We start from the raw sequence: 18,786 nt of genomic DNA, 5'->3' as shown, positions 1-18,786 counted from the left end.
GGAACGGCAGGATGGGGGCCGTGACCGTCATCGACATCCCCGGCTCCAAGTCCGTCACCGCTCGCGCGCTGTTCCTCGCCGCGGCGGCGGAGGGCACCACCACGCTGCTGAGGCCGCTGGTCTCGGACGACACGGAGGGCTTCGCCGAGGGGCTCGGCGCGCTCGGCTACGCGGTCCGCCGCGAGGCCGACGCGTGGCATGTCGAGGGCCGGCCCGCGGGCCCGGGCGCGGACACCGCGGAGGTGTACTGCCGGGACGGCGCGACGACCGCCCGCTTCCTGCCCACGCTCGCGGCGGCGGGCCACGGCACGTACCACTTCGACGCCTCCGCGCAGATGCGGGCACGCCCCCTCGGCCCCCTGTCGACGGCCCTGCGCACCCTCGGCGTCGACCTGCGCCACGGCGGGCAGGAGGGCCACCACCCGCTGAGCGTCCACGCCCACGGGGTGAAGGGCGGCGCCCTCACCCTCGACGCGGGCCAGTCCTCCCAGTACCTGACGGCGCTGCTCATGCTGGGGCCGCTCACCGCGGAGGGCCTCGACATCACCGTGACCGACCTGGTCTCGGAGCCGTACGTCGAGATCACCCTGGCGATGATGCGGAGCTTCGGCGCGGAGGTCCGCCAGGAGGGCCGGACGTACCGGGTCGCGCCCACCGGCTACCGGGCGGGGACGTACGGCATCGAGCCGGACGCGTCCACCGCCAGCTACTTCTTCGCCGCCGCGGCCCTCGAACCCGGCCGCTCCGTCACCGTCCCCGGTCTCGGCACCGGCGCCCTCCAGGGTGACCTGGGCTTCGTGGAGGTGCTGCGCCGGATGGGCGCCGAGGTGGAGATCACCGACACGGGCACCACCGTCCGTTCCACGGGCACCCTGCGCGGCCTCACGGTCAACATGCGGGACATCTCGGACACCATGCCGACCCTCGCCGCGCTCGCGCCCTTCGCCGACGGGCCGGTCCGCATCGAGGACGTCGCGAACACGCGGGTGAAGGAGTGCGACCGGCTCGACGCGTGCGCGGAGAACCTGCGCCGTCTCGGGATCACCGTCCGCACCGGCCCCGACTGGATCGAGATCCACCCCGGCACCCCGTCGGGACCGGCCGAGATCGCCACCCACGGGGACCACCGGATCGTCATGTCCTTCGCGGTCACGGCCCTGCGCACGCCCGGGATCACCTTCGACGACCCCGGCTGTGTGAAGAAGACGTTCCCCGACTTCCACCGGGTCTTCGACACGTTCGTCCACACCCCGTGAAGACCGCGCGGCGTTTGCGGCAAGAATGGGGGGCATGAGCGACCGCCCCTCTCCTCTCGCCGACCCGCACATCGCCTTCGACGTCTCCGAAGGACGCCGGGACATCGTCGTCCTCGGCTCGACCGGGTCCATCGGCACGCAGGCCATCGACCTGGTGCTCCGCAACCCCGACCGCTTCCGGGTCACCGCCCTGGCCGCCTCGGGCGGCCGGGTCGGCCTGCTCGCCGAGCAGGCGCACCGGCTGAAGGTCGCCGCGGTCGCCGTCGCCCGCGAGGAGGTGCTGCCGGAGCTGCGCGACGCGCTGAAGGCGCTGTACGGCTCCGAGCCGCTGCCGGAGGTCCTGGCGGGACCGGACGCCGCCACGCAGCTGGCGGCCTCGCCGTGCCACACGGTCCTCAACGGCATCACCGGCTCCATCGGCCTCGCGCCGACGCTGGCGGCCCTCGAAGCCGGCCGCACCCTGGCCCTCGCCAACAAGGAGTCGCTGATCGTCGGCGGCCCCCTGGTGAAGGCGCTCGCCAAGCCGGGCCAGATCATCCCGGTCGACTCCGAGCACGCGGCCCTGTTCCAGGCGCTGGCCGCCGGCACCCGCGCCGACGTGCGCAAGCTGGTCGTCACGGCGTCCGGCGGCCCGTTCCGCGGCCGTACGCGGGAGCAGCTGGCCGGCGTGACCCGTGAGGACGCGCTCGCCCACCCCACCTGGGCCATGGGCCCGGTGATCACGGTCAACAGCGCCACTCTGGTCAACAAGGGCCTGGAGGTCATCGAGGCCCACCTGCTCTACGACATCCCCTTCGACCGCATCGAGGTCGTGGTCCACCCCCAGTCGTACGTCCACTCGATGGTCGAGTTCACGGACGGTTCCACGCTCGCCCAGGCCACCCCGCCGGACATGGGCGGTCCCATCGCCATCGGCATCGGCTGGCCCGAGCGGGTCCCCGACGCGGCCCCGGCCTTCGACTGGAGCAAGGCGTCCACCTGGGAGTTCTTCCCGCTCGACACCGAGGCGTTCCCGTCCGTCGGCCTGGCCCGGCACGTGGGCGCCCTGGGCGGCACCGCCCCCGCCGTCTTCAACGCGGCGAACGAGGAGTGCGTGGAGGCGTTTCTCGCCGGGCGGCTGCCGTTCAACGGAATCATGGATACCGTCACTGCGGTCGTCACCGAGCACGGACAGCCCACCCGGGGAACCTCGCTCACGGTGTCGGACGTCCTCGAAGCGGAGACCTGGGCACGGGCCCGGGCCCGTGAGCTCGCAGCGAAGGCAACAGCGGAGGCCCGCGCATGACCGAAATGCTCCTGTACGCCCTGGGCATCGTGCTGTTCGCGCTGGGACTGCTCGTCTCCATCGCCTGGCACGAGCTCGGCCACCTCTCGACGGCCAAGATCTTCGGCATCCGCGTGCCGCAGTACATGGTCGGATTCGGCCCCACGATCTGGTCGAAGAAGCGCGGCGAGACCGAGTACGGCATCAAGGCCATCCCGGCCGGCGGCTACATCCGCATGATCGGCATGTTCCCGCCCGGCGAGGACGGCAAGATCGAGGCCCGCTCCACCTCGCCCTGGCGCTCCATGATCGAGGACGCCCGGGAGGCTTCGTACGAGGAGCTCCAGGAGGGCGACGAGACCCGTCTCTTCTACACGCGCAAGCCGTGGAAGCGCGTGATCGTGATGTTCGCCGGACCGTTCATGAACCTGGTCCTGGCGGCGGCGCTGTTCTTCGGCTCGATGATGACCCTCGGCATCGAGGGCCAGACGACGCAGGTCGCGGGCGTCCAGAAGTGCGTCATCAAGCAGAGCGAGAAGCGCGAGAAGTGCGCGGCGGGCGACCCCGTCTCCCCGGCGTTCCAGGCGGGCCTGCGGGACGGCGACAGGATCGTCGCCTTCAACGGCGCACCGGTGAGCGACTGGGACACCCTCTCCGACCGCATCCGCGACACCATCGGCCCGGCGACGGTCACCGTCGAGCGGGCCGGACAGCGCGTCGACCTGCACCCCACGCTGGTCTCCAACAAGGTGCCGGCCAAGGACGGGGACGGCAAGCTCGTCCAGCCGGTGCGGTACATCGACGCCGGATACCTCGGCTTCGCCTCCAAGTCCGAGGTCGCGCCCCTCACCTTCGGCGAGACCACCGAGCGGATGACCGACCTCCTGGAGAACGGCGTCCACTCCGTGATCGCGCTCCCGGGCAAGATCCCCGGCCTGTGGGACGCCACCTTCGGCGACGGCGAGCGCGCCGACGACTCCCCGGTGGGCGTGCTCGGCGCCGCCCGGATCACCGGCGAGCTGATGACCGTCGAGGCCCCGCCGACGACGATCCTCGTGATGTTCATGAACCTGCTGGTCATGTTCAACGTCTCGCTGTTCCTGTTCAACATGCTTCCGCTGCTGCCGCTCGACGGCGGCCACATCGCGGGCGCCCTGTGGGAGTCCGTGCGCCGCCACACGGCCCGGATCTTCAAGCGCCCCGACCCGGGCCCGTTCGACGTGGCCAAACTGATGCCCGCCGCGTACGTGGTGGCCGGCGTCTTCGTCTGCTTCACCCTGCTCGTCCTCGCCGCCGACATCGTCAACCCGGTGAAGCTGACGTAGCTCCCAGGGGGGACGGACCCGATGGTGTCCGGCCCCCCGCCCCCGGGGCGGTAACCTCGGAGACCTGAGCCCGCCGACGCACAACCTTGAGGTTGCACAAAAGATGACCGCGATTTCTCTCGGTATCCCGACCGTCCCGACCCGGCTCGCCGAGCGGCGCAAGAGTCGCCAGATCCAGGTCGGCAGCGTGGCCGTCGGCGGTGACGCCCCCGTCTCCGTGCAGTCGATGACCACGACCCGCACGTCCGACATCGGCGCCACGCTCCAGCAGATCGCCGAGCTCACCGCCTCCGGCTGCCAGATCGTGCGCGTCGCCTGTCCCACCCAGGACGACGCCGACGCGCTCGCCACGATCGCCCGGAAGTCGTCGATCCCGGTCATCGCCGACATCCACTTCCAGCCGAAGTACGTCTTCGCCGCGATCGACGCCGGCTGTGCGGCCGTCCGCGTCAACCCGGGCAACATCAAGCAGTTCGACGACAAGGTCAAGGAGATCGCCAAGGCGGCCGGCGACGCCGGCACCCCGATCCGCATCGGCGTCAACGCGGGCTCGCTCGACGCGCGGCTGCTGAAGAAGTACGGCAAGGCCACTCCCGAGGCGCTCGTCGAGTCCGCCCTCTGGGAGGCGTCCCTCTTCGAGGAGCACGGCTTCCGCGACATCAAGATCTCGGTCAAGCACAACGACCCGGTCGTCATGGTCGAGGCGTACCGCCAGCTCGCCGCCCAGTCCGACTACCCGCTGCACCTCGGTGTCACCGAGGCGGGCCCGGCCTTCCAGGGCACCATCAAGTCGGCCGTCGCCTTCGGCGCCCTGCTCTCCCAGGGCATCGGCGACACCATCCGCGTCTCGCTCTCCGCGCCGCCGGTCGAGGAGATCAAGGTCGGCATCCAGATCCTGGAGTCGCTGAACCTGCGCCAGCGCCGCCTGGAGATCGTCTCCTGCCCGTCCTGCGGCCGCGCCCAGGTCGACGTCTACAAGCTCGCCGAGGAGGTCACCGCCGGCCTCGACGGCATGACCGTCCCGCTGCGGGTCGCCGTCATGGGCTGCGTCGTCAACGGCCCCGGCGAGGCCCGCGAGGCCGACCTCGGCGTCGCCTCCGGCAACGGCAAGGGCCAGATCTTCGTGAAGGGCGAGGTCATCAAGACCGTCCCCGAGTCGAAGATCGTCGAGACCCTCATCGAAGAGGCGCTCAAGATCGCCGAGCAGATGGAGAAGGACGGCATCGCCAGCGGCGAGCCGACGGTCGCCGTCGCCGGCTGATCCCCATCCGTTCCACCAAGCCCCTCCACCCCACCGGGCGGAGGGGCTTCGTGCGCACGACGGGCTCCGCCCCGGAGCTGAGGGGTACAGTGCGGAGACCAGCAGATCCGCACCGTGAGGCCCCCGTGTTGACACAGACGACCACCCGGGTCCTCGAACCCGCCGACCTCGGCGCCGCGCTCGCCGTCCTGGAGAGCTCCCCCGTCGAGAACGCCTTCGTGGCCGCCCGCGTCCAGGTCGCCGGGCTCGACCCCTGGCGGCTCGGCGGCGAGATGTGGGGCTGGTACACCGAGGGCCGGCTGCGTTCCCTCTGCTACTCCGGCGCCAACCTGGTGCCCATCTGCGCGACCCCCGACGCGGTCCGCGCCTTCGCCGACCGGGCACGCAGGATCGGCCGCCGCTGCTCGTCGATCGTCGGCCCGGCCGAACCCACCAGGGAGCTGTGGCGCCTCCTGGAGCCCAGCTGGGGCCCGGCGCGGGACGTCAGGGCCCACCAGCCGCTGATGGTCACCGAGGAACCCTCCACCACCGTCACGCCCGACCCGCTGGTGCGCCGCGTCCGCAGGGACGAGATGGAGGCGATCATGCCCGCCTGCGTGGCCATGTTCACCGAGGAGGTCGGCGTCTCCCCGCTCGCCAACGACGGCGGACTGCTCTACCAGGCCCGGGTCGCCGAGCTGGTCGGAGCGGGCCGCTCCTTCGCCCGCATCGAGGACGGCAAGGTCGTCTTCAAGGCCGAGATCGGCGCCGCGACCCGCCACGCCTGCCAGATCCAGGGCGTCTGGGTCGCCCCGGAGCACCGGGGCAAGGGCCTCTCCGAGACCGGCATGGCCGCCGTGCTCCAGTACGCCCTGGCGGACGTCGCGCCCGTGGTCAGCCTGTACGTCAACGACTACAACACGCCCGCCCGGGCCTCGTACCGCCGCGTCGGCTTCCGTGAGACCGGCGCGTTCACGAGCGTGCTGTTCTGAACGTGCTGCCCGAGGAGGGCGGCCGCTTGTAGGGTGCGCCGCATGGATGACGCAGAGGTCGTGATCGGGCCGGCCAATCTCGCAGCCCGGGTGGACGAGGCCCTCGCCGTGCAGGCCATCGCCTTCGGCCTCGACGCGGACGAGGTCGCCGTACGCCGTCACATCGTGCTGCGCCACCTGATGAACCCCGGCGCCCGCGCGTACGGCGCGACCACACCGGACGGCCGCCTCGTCGGCTTCGTGTACGGGATGCCCAACGACCGCACCCACTGGTGGTCCACCGTCGTCGAGTCCTACCTGCGCGTCAACGGCACCGCCGACTGGCTCGACGACTCCTTCGTCATCACCGAACTCCACGTCCACCCCGCCTTCCAGGGCCGGGGCCTGGGCCGCGAGCTGATCACGACCATCACCGACGGCGCCGCCGAACCGCGCTCCATCCTCTCCGCGATCGACACCGACTCCCCGGCCCGCGGCCTCTACCGCGCCCTCGGCTACCGGGACCTCGCACGCCAGGTCCGGTTCCCGAGCGCCGTCCGCCCGTACGCCGTGATGGGCGCGCCACTGCCCCTGCTGCGCCGGAACTGATTTCTCCTGCCAGGGGCGGCCCGGCTAACCTCGGGGCCATCACCTCCCCCAGGCTCTCGGCCTCGCTCGAGCAGGGGGGACCCCCAGCCCGGCAGGAGTTACGAGAACCATGGCCAACGCACCGGTCCAGCGCATGTCCCAGTTGATGGCGAAGACGCTGCGCGACGACCCGGCGGACGCCGAGGTCCTCAGCCACAAGCTCCTCGTCCGCGCCGGATACGTCCGCCGCACCGCCGCCGGCATCTGGAGCTGGCTGCCCCTCGGCAAGAAGGTCCTCGCCAACGTCGAGCGCATCGTCCGCGAGGAGATGGACGCCATCGGCGCCCAGGAGGTCTCCCTCCCCGCCCTCCTGCCGCGCGAGCCCTACGAGGCGACCGGCCGCTGGAACGAGTACGGCGCCGAGCTCTTCCGCCTCCAGGACCGCAAGGGCGGCGACTACCTCCTCGGCCCCACCCACGAGGAGATCTTCACCCTCCTGGTCAAGGACCAGTGCTCGTCCTACAAGGACCTGCCGGTCATCCTGTACCAGATCCAGACGAAGTTCCGCGACGAGGCCCGCCCCCGCGCCGGCATCCTGCGCGGCCGCGAGTTCCTCATGAAGGACTCGTACTCCTTCGACACGGAGGACGAGGGCCTCGCCCAGTCCTACGCCCTGCACCGCCAGGCGTACCAGCGCGTCTTCGAGCGCCTCGGCCTCGACTACCGCATCTGCGCCGCCACCGCCGGCGCCATGGGCGGCTCGAAGTCCGAGGAGTTCCTCGCCCCGGCCGAGGCCGGCGAGGACACCTTCGCCGACTGCCCGAACTGCGACTTCGCCGCGAACACCGAGGCCGTCTACCAGGAGCCGAAGCCGGTCGACGCCGCCGCGGTGCCCGCCGCCGAGGAGATCCCGACCCCCGACACCCCCACGATCGAGACGCTCGCCGCCTCGCTGGGCGTGCCCGCCTCCGCCACCCTGAAGAACCTCCTGGTGAAGGTCGACGGCGAGATCGTCGCCGTCGGCGTCCCCGGCGACCGCGAGGTCGACCTCGACAAGGTCGAGGCGCACTTCGCCCCGGCCACCGTCGAGCTGGTCACCGAGACCGACTTCGCCGCCCGCGCCGACCTCGTCCGCGGCTACGTCGGCCCCCAGGGCCTGGAGAAGGTCACCTACATCGCCGACCCGCGCGTGGCGCCCGGCACCGCGTGGATCACGGGCGCCAACAAGGACGGGATGCACGCGAAGAACGTCGTCGCGGGCCGTGACTTCGAGGTCGCCGAGTACGTCGACGTCGTCGTCGTCCAGGAGGGCGACCCGTGCCCCAAGTGCGGTACCGGCCTCAAGCTGGACCGCGCCATCGAGATCGGCCACATCTTCCAGCTGGGCCGCAAGTACGCCGACGCCCTCAAGCTCGACGTCCTCGGCCAGAACGGCAAGCCGGTCCGCGTGACCATGGGCTCCTACGGCATCGGCGTCTCCCGCGCCGTCGCCGCCCTCGCCGAGCAGACCGCCGACGACAAGGGCCTCTGCTGGCCCGCCGAGGTCGCCCCCGCCGACGTGCACGTCGTCGCCGCCGGCAAGGCGCTCCAGACCGAGCTCGCGCTGGAGGTCTCCGGCAAGCTGGCCGCCGCCGGCCTCCGCGTGCTCGTCGACGACCGCCCCGGCGTCTCCCCGGGCGTCAAGTTCACCGACGCGGAGCTGATGGGCGTGCCCAAGATCCTCGTCGCCGGCCGCCGCTCCGCCGAGGGCGTCCTCGAACTCAAGGACCGGCGCACCGGCACCCGCGAGGAGCTCACCCTCGAAGAGGCCCTCGCCCACCTCACCGCCTGACCGCAGAGCGGGCCCAGCTCCCGCCCCCGCCGTGTGGGCCATCGTCCCGCAGGGCGGGGGCGGGGGCACGGGCGAGCGGGTTCAGGCCGAGTCCTCGCGTGGGGTCGGTTCGACCGAGGGGCCGGTCAGGTCTCCGATGGCTTCGACGGCGGCCGCGCGGCCCTTCAGGTACGCCTCGCCGGACGGCGGCCGAGACTCCGTGGCCGAGTCCGCGGCCGTGGGCGCGGCCCGTTCGAGGAACCGGAGGAGTTCCACCGGAATCGGCAGGACGAGGGTGGAGTTCTTCTCGGCGGAGACGGCCATGACGGTCTGGAGGAGCCGGAGCTGGAGGGCCGCGGGTTGCGCGGACATGACGCCGGCGGCTTCGGCGAGTTTCTTGGACGCCTGGAGCTCCGCGTCGGCGTTGATGACCCGCGCCCGCCGTTCCCGGTCGGCCTCGGCCTGGCGGGCCATGGAGCGCTTCATGGTCTCGGGCAGGGAGACGTCCTTGATCTCGACGCGGTCGATGGCGACGCCCCAGCCCATCGCGGGGCTGTCGAGCATCAGTTCCAGGCCCTGGTTGAGCTTCTCGCGGTTGGACAGGAGGTCGTCGAGGTCGCTCTTGCCGATGATGGACCGCAGGGAGGTCTGCGCCATCTGGGAGACGGCGAACTTGTAGTCCTCGACCCGGATCAGCGCGTCGGCGGCGTCGACGACCTTGAAGTAGACGACCGCGTCGACGCGTACGGTCACGTTGTCGCGGGTGATGCCCTCCTGCGCGGGCACGGGCATGGTGACGATCTGCATGTTCACTTTGTGCAGCCGGTCGACGACCGGAACGATCATCGTGAAGCCGGGGGAGCGGATGTCGTCGCGCAGCCGCCCGAACCGGAAGACGACGCCGCGCTCGTACTGTTTGACGACCCGCGCCGCCGCGCCCGCGTACACCGCGGCCGCCGCGGCCGCTCCGGCCACCGCCACCAGCAGCTCTTCGATCATCACGGCCCCCTGGATTGAGCCGAACGGTACAAAAAGGGTATTCCCCTACAGCCAGCTCGCGAACTCCAGGAGCAGCTCGGCATCCTGCCGTCGCCCCGCCGTGAGGGCCCGCGTCCCGGATTCGACCGCGCGGAACAGGGTCCAGCCGTGCAGCCGCTCCCGGTCCAGGTCCAGCGAGTCGGCGAGTTTGTTCACCCGTCGCCGGGCCGCGGAGGCGCCGGAGGACGCGGCCACCAGGTCCTCGACGCGGTCCCGTACGAGCCGGGCGAGGTCGTAGGCCCGCTCGCCGACCAGCGGCTCGGGGCCGACGGCCAGCCACGGCGCCCGGTCGCCGGCGAGCACCTTGCCCTGGCGGAAGTTCCCGTGCAGGAGCACCGTCTCCGCGTCGGAGGCGACGAGCTTCTCGCGCGCGGCGAGCGCCGCCGCCGTCAGCTCGCCGGCCGCCTTGTCGGTCCGGTGCTCCTCCATGGCCGCGGCCTGCCGGGCGGTCCGTTCGGCCACCGTCTCGAAGCCGTGCTCCGTCGGGGGCTCGACCCACAGCTTGCGTACGGTGCCCGCGGCCTCCAGGAGCGCCTTCGCCTCCGGCAGGGAGCGCAGGGAGACCTCGGGGTGCAGCCGTTCGAGGACGAGAGCGCCCGGCCCGGCCTCGCCGAGGAGCTGGACCGCGCCCCAGCCGTTCCAGTGCGCCAGCGCGTCCCGTTCCAGGTCGGGCCGGGTGAACGGGGGTGCGATCTTCAGGGCGGCGGGGGAGCCGTCGGGCCGGCGGACGAGCGCGACGAGGCTGCTCCGCCCGCCGGGGGCCATCACCCGTTCGGCGTCCAGGGACGCGTGGCCGAGCGCCTCGTCGGCGAGCGCGGGCAGCTTCCCGAGCCACTCGGCCGCCGCGGCGTCCCCGTACGTCTCGCCGAGTGTCCTGGCGAGTCGCTGCGGCGGTTCGAAACCCATGCGTGCGTCGTTTCCTTCGGTCGGGTCCGGACTCACACTCGCTCGGCGAGCCCAGGAAAGGTTACGTCGCTGCCGCGCCAGCGGACGGCGCGTACCGCCGCCTCCCGGAGCGCGGCGGCCGCCTCGCGGCGCAGCGGGCCTCCGGTGGCCCGTACGAGGTCGGAGTAGACCCCGGCGACCCGGTCCTCCAGGACGGCCGCGAGCCGCGCGGCGCCGGCCGGGTCGGCGACGCGGAACGGCAGCTCGTACGCGGCCTCCGAGGCCACCGGGGTGCCGCCGAGGTCGCGGACGGTGCGGCGCAGCGCGTCGCGGCGCGCCCGGTGGGCCTCGTACGCCGCCGTGGCCTCGGGGCGCCGCCCGGTGCCGATCCGGCCGCCGACGATCCCGTACCCGTACACCGCGGCGTGCTCGGCGGCGAGGGCGGCCTGGGCGGCGTCGAGGGCGCTCATGCCCGTGCTCCTTCGGTCAGCAGGTAGGCGTGCGCGGCGCCGGCCGCCGCCACCGAGGCGAGCAGCCGGGCGTACTCGGGCGGGGCGGTGAGCAGTGCGGCCGTGTGCCGGTCGGACGCCTCGCGCGCGGCGGCGGCGAGCTGCTTCAGCGCGGCCTTCGGGTCGGCCGGTACGGCGGCGACGGGCGGCTTCACCACGGGGGACCCGGTCGCGGGCGCGGTGGCGGAGGGGGCGCCGGTCGGGGACGCCGTGGCGGCGGGCGAGGCGGGCGGCGCCGTGGGGGAGGCGGTCGGGGACGCCGGGGAGGCCGACGGGGTCGCGGGGGCCGCCGCGGGGGCCACCGTCGTACCGCCCTCGGCGAGCGCCTTCGTGTGGGCCGCCGCCGAGTGCCGCAGCGGGGTCAGGCGGGGGGCGAGCGCGGGGTGCGCGGCGAGCGTCGCGTCGTAACGTTCCAGCAGTCCGCGGGCGGTGGTCGCCGAACGCAGCCGCAGCGCCGCCTCGGCGCGCGCCACCCGTTCGGCCTCCAGCTCGGCGGCGCTCGGCCGCCGCGTACCGCTGTCGGACGAGGTGGTGCAGCCCGTGAGGGCCGCCGCTCCCGCCGCCGCCCCCGCCACGAGGAGCGCGCGCCTGCCCGTCGTCGTCACGCCTTCTCCCTCGGCTGTCGTCCGTCGTCGAAGATCGTCGAGATCACCGCAGGCGAGCGTACCCGCGGGCCCTGGGCCGGTGGACGGCAACACCCTCCGGGACCGGATACCCTTTGGTCTGACACGCGACGAACCCACAACAGCACACGCGGCCGAGGAGTCACCCGGATGAGCACCACCCAGAGCGACAGGCTGCGCGGACTCGTGGAGCCGCTCGTCGCCGCGAAGGACCTGGATCTGGAAGAGATCGAGGTGTCCCGGGCCGGCCGCCGCGGACTGCTGCGGATCATCGTCGATTCGGACGAGGGCGTCGAGCTGGACGCCTGCGCCGAGCTGAGCCGCGCGATCTCCGAGAAGCTCGACGAGACCGACGCGATGGGCGAGGGCGAGTACGTCCTCGAAGTCAGCTCCCCCGGCGCCGACCGCCCCCTGAGCGAGCACCGCCACTACGTGCGTGCCACCGGCCGGCTGGTCAAGCTCCAACTGGCCGAGGAGGGCGAGCTCGTCGCCCGGATCCTCGCCGTGGACGAGGACGGCCTCGACCTCGAAGTGCCGGGCGTGAAGGGGCGCAAGCCCACCGCCCGCCGGGTCGAGTTCGCCGACATCGCCAAGGCGCGTGTCGAGATCGAGTTCAACCGCAAGGACAAGAAGGAAGAGGAGGCGTAGCCGTGGACATCGACGTGAAGCTTCTCAAGGGCTTGGCGCATGAGAAGGAGATCTCCTTCGACCAGCTGGTCGAGGCGATCGAGTCGGCCCTCCTCATCGCCTACCACCGCACCCCCGACGCCCGCCGCCACGCGCGCGTGGAGCTGAACCGGCAGACCGGTCATGTGACGGTCTGGGCGAAGGAGGACCCCTCCGAGCTGGAGGAGGGCCAGGAGCCCAAGGACTTCGACGACACCCCGTCGGACTTCGGCCGGATCGCGGCGAGCACCGCCCGCCAGGTCATCCAGCAGCGACTGCGGGACGCCGAGAACGACGTGACGTTCGGCGAGTACGCGCGCCGCGAGGGCGATGTCGTCGCCGGTGTGGTGCAGCAGGGCAAGGACCCGAAGAACGTCCTGGTCCGCCTCGACGACAAGCTGGAGGCCATCCTCCCGGTCCAGGAGCAGGTGCCGGGCGAGGACTACACGCACGGTCTGCGCCTGCGGACGTACGTCGTCCGGGTGGCCCGCGGTGTCCGCGGTCCCTCCGTCACCCTTTCGCGCACCCACCCCAATCTGGTGAAGAAGCTCTTCGCCCTGGAGGTGCCGGAGATCGCCGACGGCTCGGTCGAGATCGCGGCGATCGCCCGTGAGGCCGGTCACCGCACCAAGATCGCCGTCCGTTCCACCCGTTCGGGCCTGAACCCCAAGGGTGCCTGCATCGGCCCGATGGGCAGCCGCGTCCGCAACGTGATGGCGGAGCTGCTCGGCGAGAAGATCGACATCGTCGACTGGTCGGACGACCCGGCCGAGATGGTGGCGAACGCGCTCTCCCCGGCCCGGGTCTCCAGGGTCGAGGTCGTCGACCTGGCGGCTCGCTCCGCCCGGGTGACGGTGCCGGACTACCAGCTGTCGCTGGCGATCGGCAAGGAGGGCCAGAACGCCCGCCTCGCCGCGCGGCTCACCGGCTGGCGGATCGACATCCGTCCGGACACGGAGCAGGCCGGTCCGCAGGACTGAGCCCGTTTTTTGGCCAACAACTGTTCGATTCCTGCCCCAAACGGGTGGGGTCGGTACGGGGAGGTAGACTTAATCGTGTCTGGCCGGACGCAAGCCCGCGTATGCCCTGAACGAACCTGTGTGGGATGTCGGGAGCGAGCGGCCAAGAGCGATCTGCTGCGGATCGTGGTGATCAAGGACGAGTGTGTTCCGGATGATCGCGGTACGCTGCCCGGCCGGGGTGCGTACGTGCACCCCGCCGTGGTCTGTCTCGACCTCGCGGTACGCCGCCGGGCGTTCCTGAGGGCCTTCAAGGTCCAGGGCCCGCTCGACACGGCGGAACTGCGTTACCACGTCGAGCGGTCGGCACCGCAGTGAAGAAGTACGGCACGGATCACCGTGCGGTCAGGTACCTCGCGAGTTGGAAGTAGGTCGAGATTGCGATGAGCACTCGATGAGTACGCGATGAGTACGCCCATGAAGTAGCGACGGTCCGGCGGTAACCGGACCTAAAAGGAGCGAAGTGGCTAAGGTCCGGGTATACGAACTCGCCAAGGAGTTCGGTGTGGAGAGCAAGGTCGTCATGGCCAAGCTCCAAGAACTCGGTGAATTCGTCCGTTCGGCGTCCTCGACGATCGAGGCGCCGGTCGTGCGCAAGTTGACTGACGCTTTGCAGGGTCCCGGCGGCAACGCCGGCAAGACCGCTGCCAAGCCTGGCGCGCCCCGCAAGGCAGCGCCCTCCCCCGCGGCGCCGTCTCCGGCCGCCGCGGCTCGTCCCGCTGCTCCGAAGCCCGGCGCCCCGGCCCCCAAGCCGGCCCCCGCCGCGCCTGCGGCGCCGGCTCCGGTCACTCCGGCCGCGCCCGCGAGCAGCACCCCCTCTCAGGCTCCGGCCGCCTCGGGCCCCCGCCCGGGCCCGAAGCCCGCGCCCAAGCCGGTCACGCCGGCTCCGGCCGCCCCGGAGTTCACCGCGCCCCCGTCGGCTCCCGCCGCCGGTCAGCGTCCCGGTGGCGCCGCGCAGGGTGCCCGTCCCACCGGCGAGCGTCCCGCCCGCCCGCAGGGTCAGGGCGCGCCGCGTCCGCAGGGCCAGGGTGCACCGCGCCCCGGCGGCCAGCAGGCCCCGCGTCCGGGCGGTGCCCGTCCGGCCGGCCCGCGTCCGGGCAACAACCCGTTCACCTCGGGTGGCTCCACCGGCATGGCGCGACCGCAGTCGCCCCGCCCCGGTGGCGGCGCCCCGCGTCCGCAGGGCGGCCCCGGCGCCGTTCCGGGCGCTCCGCGTCCGCAGGGCGGCCCCGGTGGCGCCCCGCGTCCGCAGGGCCAGGGCGGCGCGCGTCCCACCCCCGGTGGCATGCCGCGTCCGCAGGCTCCCCGTCCGGGCGGCGCGCCCGGCGGTAACCGTCCGAACCCGGGCATGATGCCGCAGCGTCCCGCTGCCGGCCCGCGCCCCGGTCCTGGCGGTCGTGGTCCCGGTGGCCCCGGCGGTCGTCCGGCCGGTCCCGGCGGTGGCGGCGGCGGTCGTCCCGGCTTCGCCGGTCGTCCGGCCGGTCCCGGCGGTGGCGGCGGCGGCTTCGCCGGCCGTCCCGGTGGCCCCGGTGGTGGCGGCGGCGGTCGTCCGGGTGGTCCCGGCGGCGGTGGCGGCGGCTTCGGCGGTCGTCCCGGTGGCTTCGGTGGCCGTCCCGGCGGTCCGGGTGGACGTGGTGGCACGCAGGGCGCCTTCGGCCGTCCCGGCGGTCCCGCGCGTCGTGGTCGCAAGTCGAAGCGTCAGAGGCGCCAGGAGTACGAGGCCATGCAGGCCCCGTCCGTGGGCGGCGTGATGCTGCCTCGCGGTGGCGGCGAGGTCATTCGCCTGTCGCGCGGTGCGTCCCTCACCGACTTCGCCGAGAAGATCGGCGCCAACCCGGCGTCGCTCGTCGCGGTGATGATGAACCTCGGCGAGATGGTCACGGCGACGCAGTCGGTCTCCGACGACACGCTGACCATGCTCGGCGAGGAGATGAACTACACCGTTCAGATCGTCTCGCCGGAGGAAGAGGACCGCGAGCTCCTCGAGTCCTTCGACATCGAGTTCGGCGAGGACGAGGGCGGCGAAGAGGCTCTGGTCTCCCGTCCGCCGGTCGTCACCGTCATGGGTCACGTCGACCACGGTAAGACCCGACTTCTCGACGCGATCCGCAAGACGAACGTCGTCGCGGGCGAGGCCGGTGGCATCACCCAGCACATCGGTGCCTACCAGGTGGGTACCGAGGTCAACGGCGAAGAGCGTCGCATCACCTTCATCGACACCCCGGGTCACGAGGCGTTCACCGCCATGCGTGCCCGTGGTGCGAAGTCGACCGACATCGCGATCCTCGTGGTCGCGGCCAACGACGGCGTCATGCCGCAGACGATCGAGGCGCTCAACCACGCCAAGGCCGCCGGCGTCCCGATCGTCGTCGCGGTCAACAAGATCGACGTCGAGGGTGCGGACCCGACCAAGGTCCGCGGTCAGCTGACCGAGTTCGGTCTGGTGGCCGAGGAGTACGGCGGCGACACGATGTTCGTCGACATCTCCGCCAAGCAGGGTCTGCACATCGACTCCCTGCTCGAGGCCGTCGTCCTCACCGCCGACGCCTCGCTCGACCTGCGGGCCAACCCGAACCAGGACGCGCAGGGTATTGCGATCGAGTCCCACCTCGACCGTGGTCGCGGTGCCGTCTCGACCGTCCTGGTCCAGCGCGGAACGCTGCGCATCGGCGACACCGTGGTGGTCGGCGACGCGTACGGCCGTGTCCGGGCGATGCTCGACGACAAGGGCAACAACGTCGAGGAGGCGACCCCGTCGACTCCCGTCCTGGTCCTGGGTCTCACCAACGTCCCGGGTGCCGGCGACAACCTCCTGGTTGTCGACGAGGACCGTACGGCCCGTCAGATCGCCGAGAAGCGCGCTGCGCGTGAGCGCAACGCCGCCTTCGCCAAGCGCGTCCGCCGGGTGTCCCTCGAGGACCTCGACAAGGTGCTCAAGGCCGGTCTCGTCCAGGAACTCAACCTCATCATCAAGGGCGACGCGTCCGGTGCGGTCGAGGCCCTGGAGGCTTCGCTGCTCCAGCTCGACGTCGGCGAAGAGGTCGACATCCGTGTCCTGCACCGCGGTGTGGGTGCGGTCACCGAGTCGGACATCGACCTGGCCATGGGCTCCGACGCCATCGTCATCGGCTACAACGTCCGTGCGGCCGGCCGTGCCGCGCAGATGGCGGAGCGCGAGGGCGTCGACGTCCGGTACTACTCGGTCATCTACCAGGCGATCGAGGAGATCGAGGCGGCGCTCAAGGGCCTCCTCAAGCCGGAGTACGAAGAGGTCGAGCTCGGTACGGCGGAGATCCGCGAGGTCTTCCGCTCGTCCAAGCTGGGCAACATCGCCGGTGTCCTCATCCGCTCCGGCGAGGTCAAGCGCAACACCAAGGCTCGCCTCGTCCGCGACGGCAAGGTCATCGCCGAGGACCTCACGATCCACGGTCTGCGCCGCTTCAAGGACGACGTCACCGAGATCCGCGAAGGCTTCGAGGGCGGTATCAACCTCGGAAACTTCAACGACATCAAGATCGACGACGTCATCGCGACGTACGAGATGCGCGAGAAGCCGCGCGCCTGATCGCGTCCGATCGCAGCAGTGAGCAGGGGCCGGTCGGCGGAAGTAATTCCGTCGATCGGCCCCGGCCGTTGCGTGTACGGTTCTGGTGTCCCTGCCAGGCGATGGCGTGGCAGGCCACCGAACCCGAACCGGCGGGACATCCGGCACCGCATGTACGTGGGGACTCTGTCCTTCGATCTGCTCCTCGGCGACGTCCATTCGCTGAAGGAGAAACGCTCCGTCGTCCGGCCCATCGTCGCCGAGCTCCAGCGCAAGTTCGCCGTGAGCGCGGCCGAAGTGGGCGACCAGGACCTCCACCGCAGGGCCCGGCTGGGCGTCGCGCTGGTGTCCGGGGACCACGGATTCGTATCGGACGTGCTCGACCGCTGTGAGCGGCTCGTCGCCGCGCGTCCCGAGGTGGAGCTGCTGTCGGTGCGCCGCAGGCTCCACACTGATGAAGACTGATTGAGCAAGGCAAAGAAGGAGAAGGACCAGTGGCCGACAACGCGCGGGCGAAGAAGCTGGCGGACCTCATCCGGGAGGTGGTCGCGGAGAAGCTGCAGCGCGGCATCAAGGACCCCCGCCTGGGTACGCACGTGACCATCACGGACACCCGCGTCACCGGTGACCTGCGGGAGGCCACGGTCTTCTACACGGTCTACGGCGACGACGAGGAGCGGGCGACCGCCGCGGCCGGTCTGGAGAGTGCCAAGGGCATCCTCCGTTCGGCCGTGGGCCGGGCGGCGGGGACCAAGTTCACCCCGACCCTGACCTTCGTGGCCGACGCCCTCCCGGAGAACGCCAAGACGATCGAGGACCTCCTCGACAAGGCGCGTGCCTCCGACGCCCAGGTGCGGGAGGCGTCCTCGGGCGCCGCCTTCGCGGGCGAGGCCGACCCCTACAAGAAGCCGGGCGAGGACGAAGCCGCCGAATGAGCAACGCAAAAACGCCCGACGGCCTTGTCATCGTCGACAAGCCGTCGGGCTTCACTTCGCACGACGTCGTGGCCAAGATGCGGGGGATCGCCAAGACCCGCCGCGTCGGCCACGCCGGCACGCTCGACCCCATGGCCACCGGCGTCCTCGTCCTCGGCGTGGAGCGGGCGACCAAGCTCCTCGGTCACCTCGCGCTGACCGAGAAGGAGTACCTGGGCACCATCCGCCTGGGCCAGACGACGATCACCGACGACGCCGAGGGCGAGATCACCGCTTCGGTGGACGCCTCCAAGGTGACCCGCGAGGGCATCGACGCGGGCGTCGCCGAGCTCACCGGCGCGATCATGCAGGTGCCGTCGAAGGTCTCCGCGATCAAGATCGACGGCAAGCGGTCGTACGCGCGCGTGCGCGGCGGCGAGGAGTTCGAGATCCCGGCCCGTCCGGTCACCGTCTCCTCCTTCCGGGTGTACGACGTGCGGGAAGCCGTCGCCGAGGACGGCACGCCCGTCGTCGACCTGGTCGTCTCGGTCGTCTGCTCCTCCGGTACGTACATCCGGGCGCTCGCCCGGGACCTCGGCGCCGGGCTCGGCGTGGGCGGCCATCTGACCGCGCTGCGCCGCACCCGCGTCGGGCCGTACAAGCTGGACGCGGCCAGGACGCTGGACCAGCTCCAGGAGGAGCTCACGGTCATGCCGGTCGCCGACGCGGCCTCGGCGGCGTTCCCGCGCTGGGACGTCGACGAGAAGCGGGCCCAGCTGCTCCTGAACGGAGTGCGCCTGGAGATGCCCGCGTACCCGGCGGGGCCGGTCGCCGTCTTCGGACCCGAGGGCACGCTGCTCGCGCTGGTCGAGGACCAGCGGGGCAAGGCCAAGAGCCTCGCCGTCTTCGGCTGAGCGGTCTTCGGCCGACGGGCTTCGACCGGACGGTCTTCGGCCGACGGGCTTCGATCGACGGCTTTGGCCGACGGTCTTCGGCTGAGCTGACGGGAGCCGGACCACCGGACCGGCCTCACCGTGGGGGGGGGCCCGCCCCCGGGCCCCCCCCCCCGGGTGCCCCCCCCCCCGACCCCCCCCCCCACCCAGTGCGGGCCGGGGCCCGGAGTAACCCCCACGC

The 18,786-nt window shown here is 72.0% G+C and carries 18 protein-coding genes; 14 read left to right on the top strand and 4 right to left on the bottom strand.

Annotation, left to right across the window (positions count from 1 at the left end; all coding sequences use genetic code 11):
* The first annotated feature begins 20 nt into the window (after positions 1-20).
* The 7 genes from aroA to ACFVZH_RS19140 all read left to right on the top strand — a co-directional run bounded on the left by aroA (position 21) and on the right by ACFVZH_RS19140 (position 8,475).
* Positions 21-1,256, top strand: a complete 1,236-nt coding sequence (gene aroA, locus ACFVZH_RS19170; protein ID WP_384898555.1) for a 3-phosphoshikimate 1-carboxyvinyltransferase — start codon at positions 21-23, stop codon at positions 1,254-1,256.
* Positions 1,257-1,290: 34 nt separating this feature from the next.
* A complete protein-coding gene (gene dxr, locus ACFVZH_RS19165) occupies positions 1,291-2,541 on the top strand; it encodes a 1-deoxy-D-xylulose-5-phosphate reductoisomerase (RefSeq protein WP_384898554.1) in 1,251 nt (416 codons plus the stop codon).
* Complete coding sequence (locus ACFVZH_RS19160; RefSeq protein ID WP_384898553.1) at positions 2,538-3,845, top strand: M50 family metallopeptidase; 1,308 nt, start codon at positions 2,538-2,540, stop codon at positions 3,843-3,845. The genes dxr and ACFVZH_RS19160 overlap by 4 nt, the downstream gene beginning before the upstream one ends.
* A 103-nt stretch (positions 3,846-3,948) precedes the next feature.
* A complete protein-coding gene (ispG, locus tag ACFVZH_RS19155) occupies positions 3,949-5,106 on the top strand; it encodes a flavodoxin-dependent (E)-4-hydroxy-3-methylbut-2-enyl-diphosphate synthase (RefSeq protein ID WP_384898552.1) in 1,158 nt (385 codons plus the stop codon).
* A 125-nt stretch (positions 5,107-5,231) separates the two neighbouring features.
* On the top strand, positions 5,232-6,077 hold the full coding sequence (locus ACFVZH_RS19150; protein ID WP_384898551.1) for a GNAT family N-acetyltransferase: 846 nt from the start codon (positions 5,232-5,234) through the stop codon (positions 6,075-6,077).
* Between the two features lie 42 nt (positions 6,078-6,119).
* Complete coding sequence (locus ACFVZH_RS19145; RefSeq protein ID WP_384898550.1) at positions 6,120-6,665, top strand: GNAT family N-acetyltransferase; 546 nt, start codon at positions 6,120-6,122, stop codon at positions 6,663-6,665.
* Positions 6,666-6,774: 109 nt separating this feature from the next.
* Positions 6,775-8,475 (top strand): proline--tRNA ligase, encoded by a 1,701-nt coding sequence (locus tag ACFVZH_RS19140; RefSeq protein WP_384898549.1) that lies wholly within the window; start codon positions 6,775-6,777, stop codon positions 8,473-8,475.
* A gap of 81 nt (positions 8,476-8,556) precedes the next feature.
* Here the strand turns inward: ACFVZH_RS19140 and ACFVZH_RS19135 are convergent, their stop codons facing one another.
* Genes ACFVZH_RS19135 through ACFVZH_RS19120 form a run of 4 tightly spaced genes read right to left on the bottom strand, consistent with a single transcriptional unit; the run spans position 8,557 to position 11,491 of the window.
* Positions 8,557-9,453: a slipin family protein gene (locus ACFVZH_RS19135; RefSeq protein WP_384898548.1), complete on the bottom strand. Its 897-nt coding sequence runs from the start codon at positions 9,451-9,453 to the stop codon at positions 8,557-8,559.
* A 45-nt stretch (positions 9,454-9,498) separates the two neighbouring features.
* Complete coding sequence (locus ACFVZH_RS19130) at positions 9,499-10,398, bottom strand: aminoglycoside phosphotransferase family protein (RefSeq protein ID WP_384898547.1); 900 nt, start codon at positions 10,396-10,398, stop codon at positions 9,499-9,501.
* A 32-nt stretch (positions 10,399-10,430) separates the two neighbouring features.
* Positions 10,431-10,847 carry a ferritin-like domain-containing protein gene (locus tag ACFVZH_RS19125; RefSeq protein WP_384898546.1) on the bottom strand — a complete coding sequence of 139 codons (417 nt, stop codon included), beginning with the start codon at positions 10,845-10,847 and terminating at the stop codon, positions 10,431-10,433.
* Entirely contained in the window at positions 10,844-11,491 is a 648-nt protein-coding gene (locus tag ACFVZH_RS19120) for a hypothetical protein (RefSeq protein ID WP_384898545.1), read from the bottom strand. The genes ACFVZH_RS19125 and ACFVZH_RS19120 overlap by 4 nt, the downstream gene beginning before the upstream one ends.
* 168 nt (positions 11,492-11,659) lie before the next feature.
* On the opposite strand from ACFVZH_RS19120, the gene rimP reads away from it, so the two are divergent.
* The 7 genes from rimP (at position 11,660) to truB (ending at position 18,566) form a co-directional block, all read left to right on the top strand.
* The gene (gene rimP, locus ACFVZH_RS19115) at positions 11,660-12,157 is read left to right on the top strand and encodes a ribosome maturation factor RimP (RefSeq protein ID WP_384898544.1); all 498 of its coding nucleotides are present in this window, start codon (positions 11,660-11,662) and stop codon (positions 12,155-12,157) included.
* Positions 12,158-12,159: 2 nt separating this feature from the next.
* The gene (gene nusA / locus ACFVZH_RS19110) at positions 12,160-13,155 is read left to right on the top strand and encodes a transcription termination factor NusA (protein ID WP_384898543.1); all 996 of its coding nucleotides are present in this window, start codon (positions 12,160-12,162) and stop codon (positions 13,153-13,155) included.
* 75 nt (positions 13,156-13,230) lie between these two features.
* Positions 13,231-13,512, top strand: coding sequence for a YlxR family protein (locus ACFVZH_RS19105; protein ID WP_384898542.1), 282 nt, complete (start codon positions 13,231-13,233; stop codon positions 13,510-13,512).
* Positions 13,513-13,657: 145 nt separating this feature from the next.
* Entirely contained in the window at positions 13,658-16,759 is a 3,102-nt protein-coding gene (infB, locus tag ACFVZH_RS19100) for a translation initiation factor IF-2 (RefSeq protein ID WP_384898541.1), read from the top strand.
* A gap of 150 nt (positions 16,760-16,909) precedes the next feature.
* Positions 16,910-17,203, top strand: coding sequence for a DUF503 domain-containing protein (locus ACFVZH_RS19095; RefSeq protein WP_384898540.1), 294 nt, complete (start codon positions 16,910-16,912; stop codon positions 17,201-17,203).
* A 29-nt stretch (positions 17,204-17,232) separates the two neighbouring features.
* Positions 17,233-17,673 (top strand): 30S ribosome-binding factor RbfA, encoded by a 441-nt coding sequence (rbfA, locus tag ACFVZH_RS19090; protein WP_384898539.1) that lies wholly within the window; start codon positions 17,233-17,235, stop codon positions 17,671-17,673.
* Positions 17,670-18,566: a tRNA pseudouridine(55) synthase TruB gene (gene truB, locus ACFVZH_RS19085; protein WP_384898538.1), complete on the top strand. Its 897-nt coding sequence runs from the start codon at positions 17,670-17,672 to the stop codon at positions 18,564-18,566. The genes rbfA and truB overlap by 4 nt, the downstream gene beginning before the upstream one ends.
* Positions 18,567-18,786 lie beyond the last annotated feature (220 nt).

The organism is Streptomyces sp. NPDC059534, from assembly GCF_042743475.1.
In the GTDB taxonomy this organism is placed as follows: domain Bacteria; phylum Actinomycetota; class Actinomycetes; order Streptomycetales; family Streptomycetaceae; genus Streptomyces.
The sequence above is the reverse complement of the archived record's forward strand: the minus strand, read 5'-3'. Positions and strand labels throughout refer to the sequence as shown.

Bases quoted from the DNA above. Each gene is read 5' to 3' on its own strand.
- dxr (WP_384898554.1), top strand. From the start codon at position 1,291: ATGAGCGACCGCCCCTCTCCTCTCGCCGACCCGCACATCGCCTTCGAC.
- ACFVZH_RS19160 (WP_384898553.1), top strand. From the start codon at position 2,538: ATGACCGAAATGCTCCTGTACGCCCTGGGCATCGTGCTGTTCGCGCTG.
- ispG (WP_384898552.1), top strand. From the start codon at position 3,949: ATGACCGCGATTTCTCTCGGTATCCCGACCGTCCCGACCCGGCTCGCC.
- ACFVZH_RS19145 (WP_384898550.1), top strand. From the start codon at position 6,120: ATGGATGACGCAGAGGTCGTGATCGGGCCGGCCAATCTCGCAGCCCGG.
- ACFVZH_RS19140 (WP_384898549.1), top strand. From the start codon at position 6,775: ATGGCCAACGCACCGGTCCAGCGCATGTCCCAGTTGATGGCGAAGACG.
- ACFVZH_RS19135 (WP_384898548.1), bottom strand. From the start codon at position 9,453: ATGATCGAAGAGCTGCTGGTGGCGGTGGCCGGAGCGGCCGCGGCGGCC.
- ACFVZH_RS19130 (WP_384898547.1), bottom strand. From the start codon at position 10,398: ATGGGTTTCGAACCGCCGCAGCGACTCGCCAGGACACTCGGCGAGACG.
- ACFVZH_RS19125 (WP_384898546.1), bottom strand. From the start codon at position 10,847: ATGAGCGCCCTCGACGCCGCCCAGGCCGCCCTCGCCGCCGAGCACGCC.
- rimP (WP_384898544.1), top strand. From the start codon at position 11,660: ATGAGCACCACCCAGAGCGACAGGCTGCGCGGACTCGTGGAGCCGCTC.
- ACFVZH_RS19095 (WP_384898540.1), top strand. From the start codon at position 16,910: ATGTACGTGGGGACTCTGTCCTTCGATCTGCTCCTCGGCGACGTCCAT.
- truB (WP_384898538.1), top strand. From the start codon at position 17,670: ATGAGCAACGCAAAAACGCCCGACGGCCTTGTCATCGTCGACAAGCCG.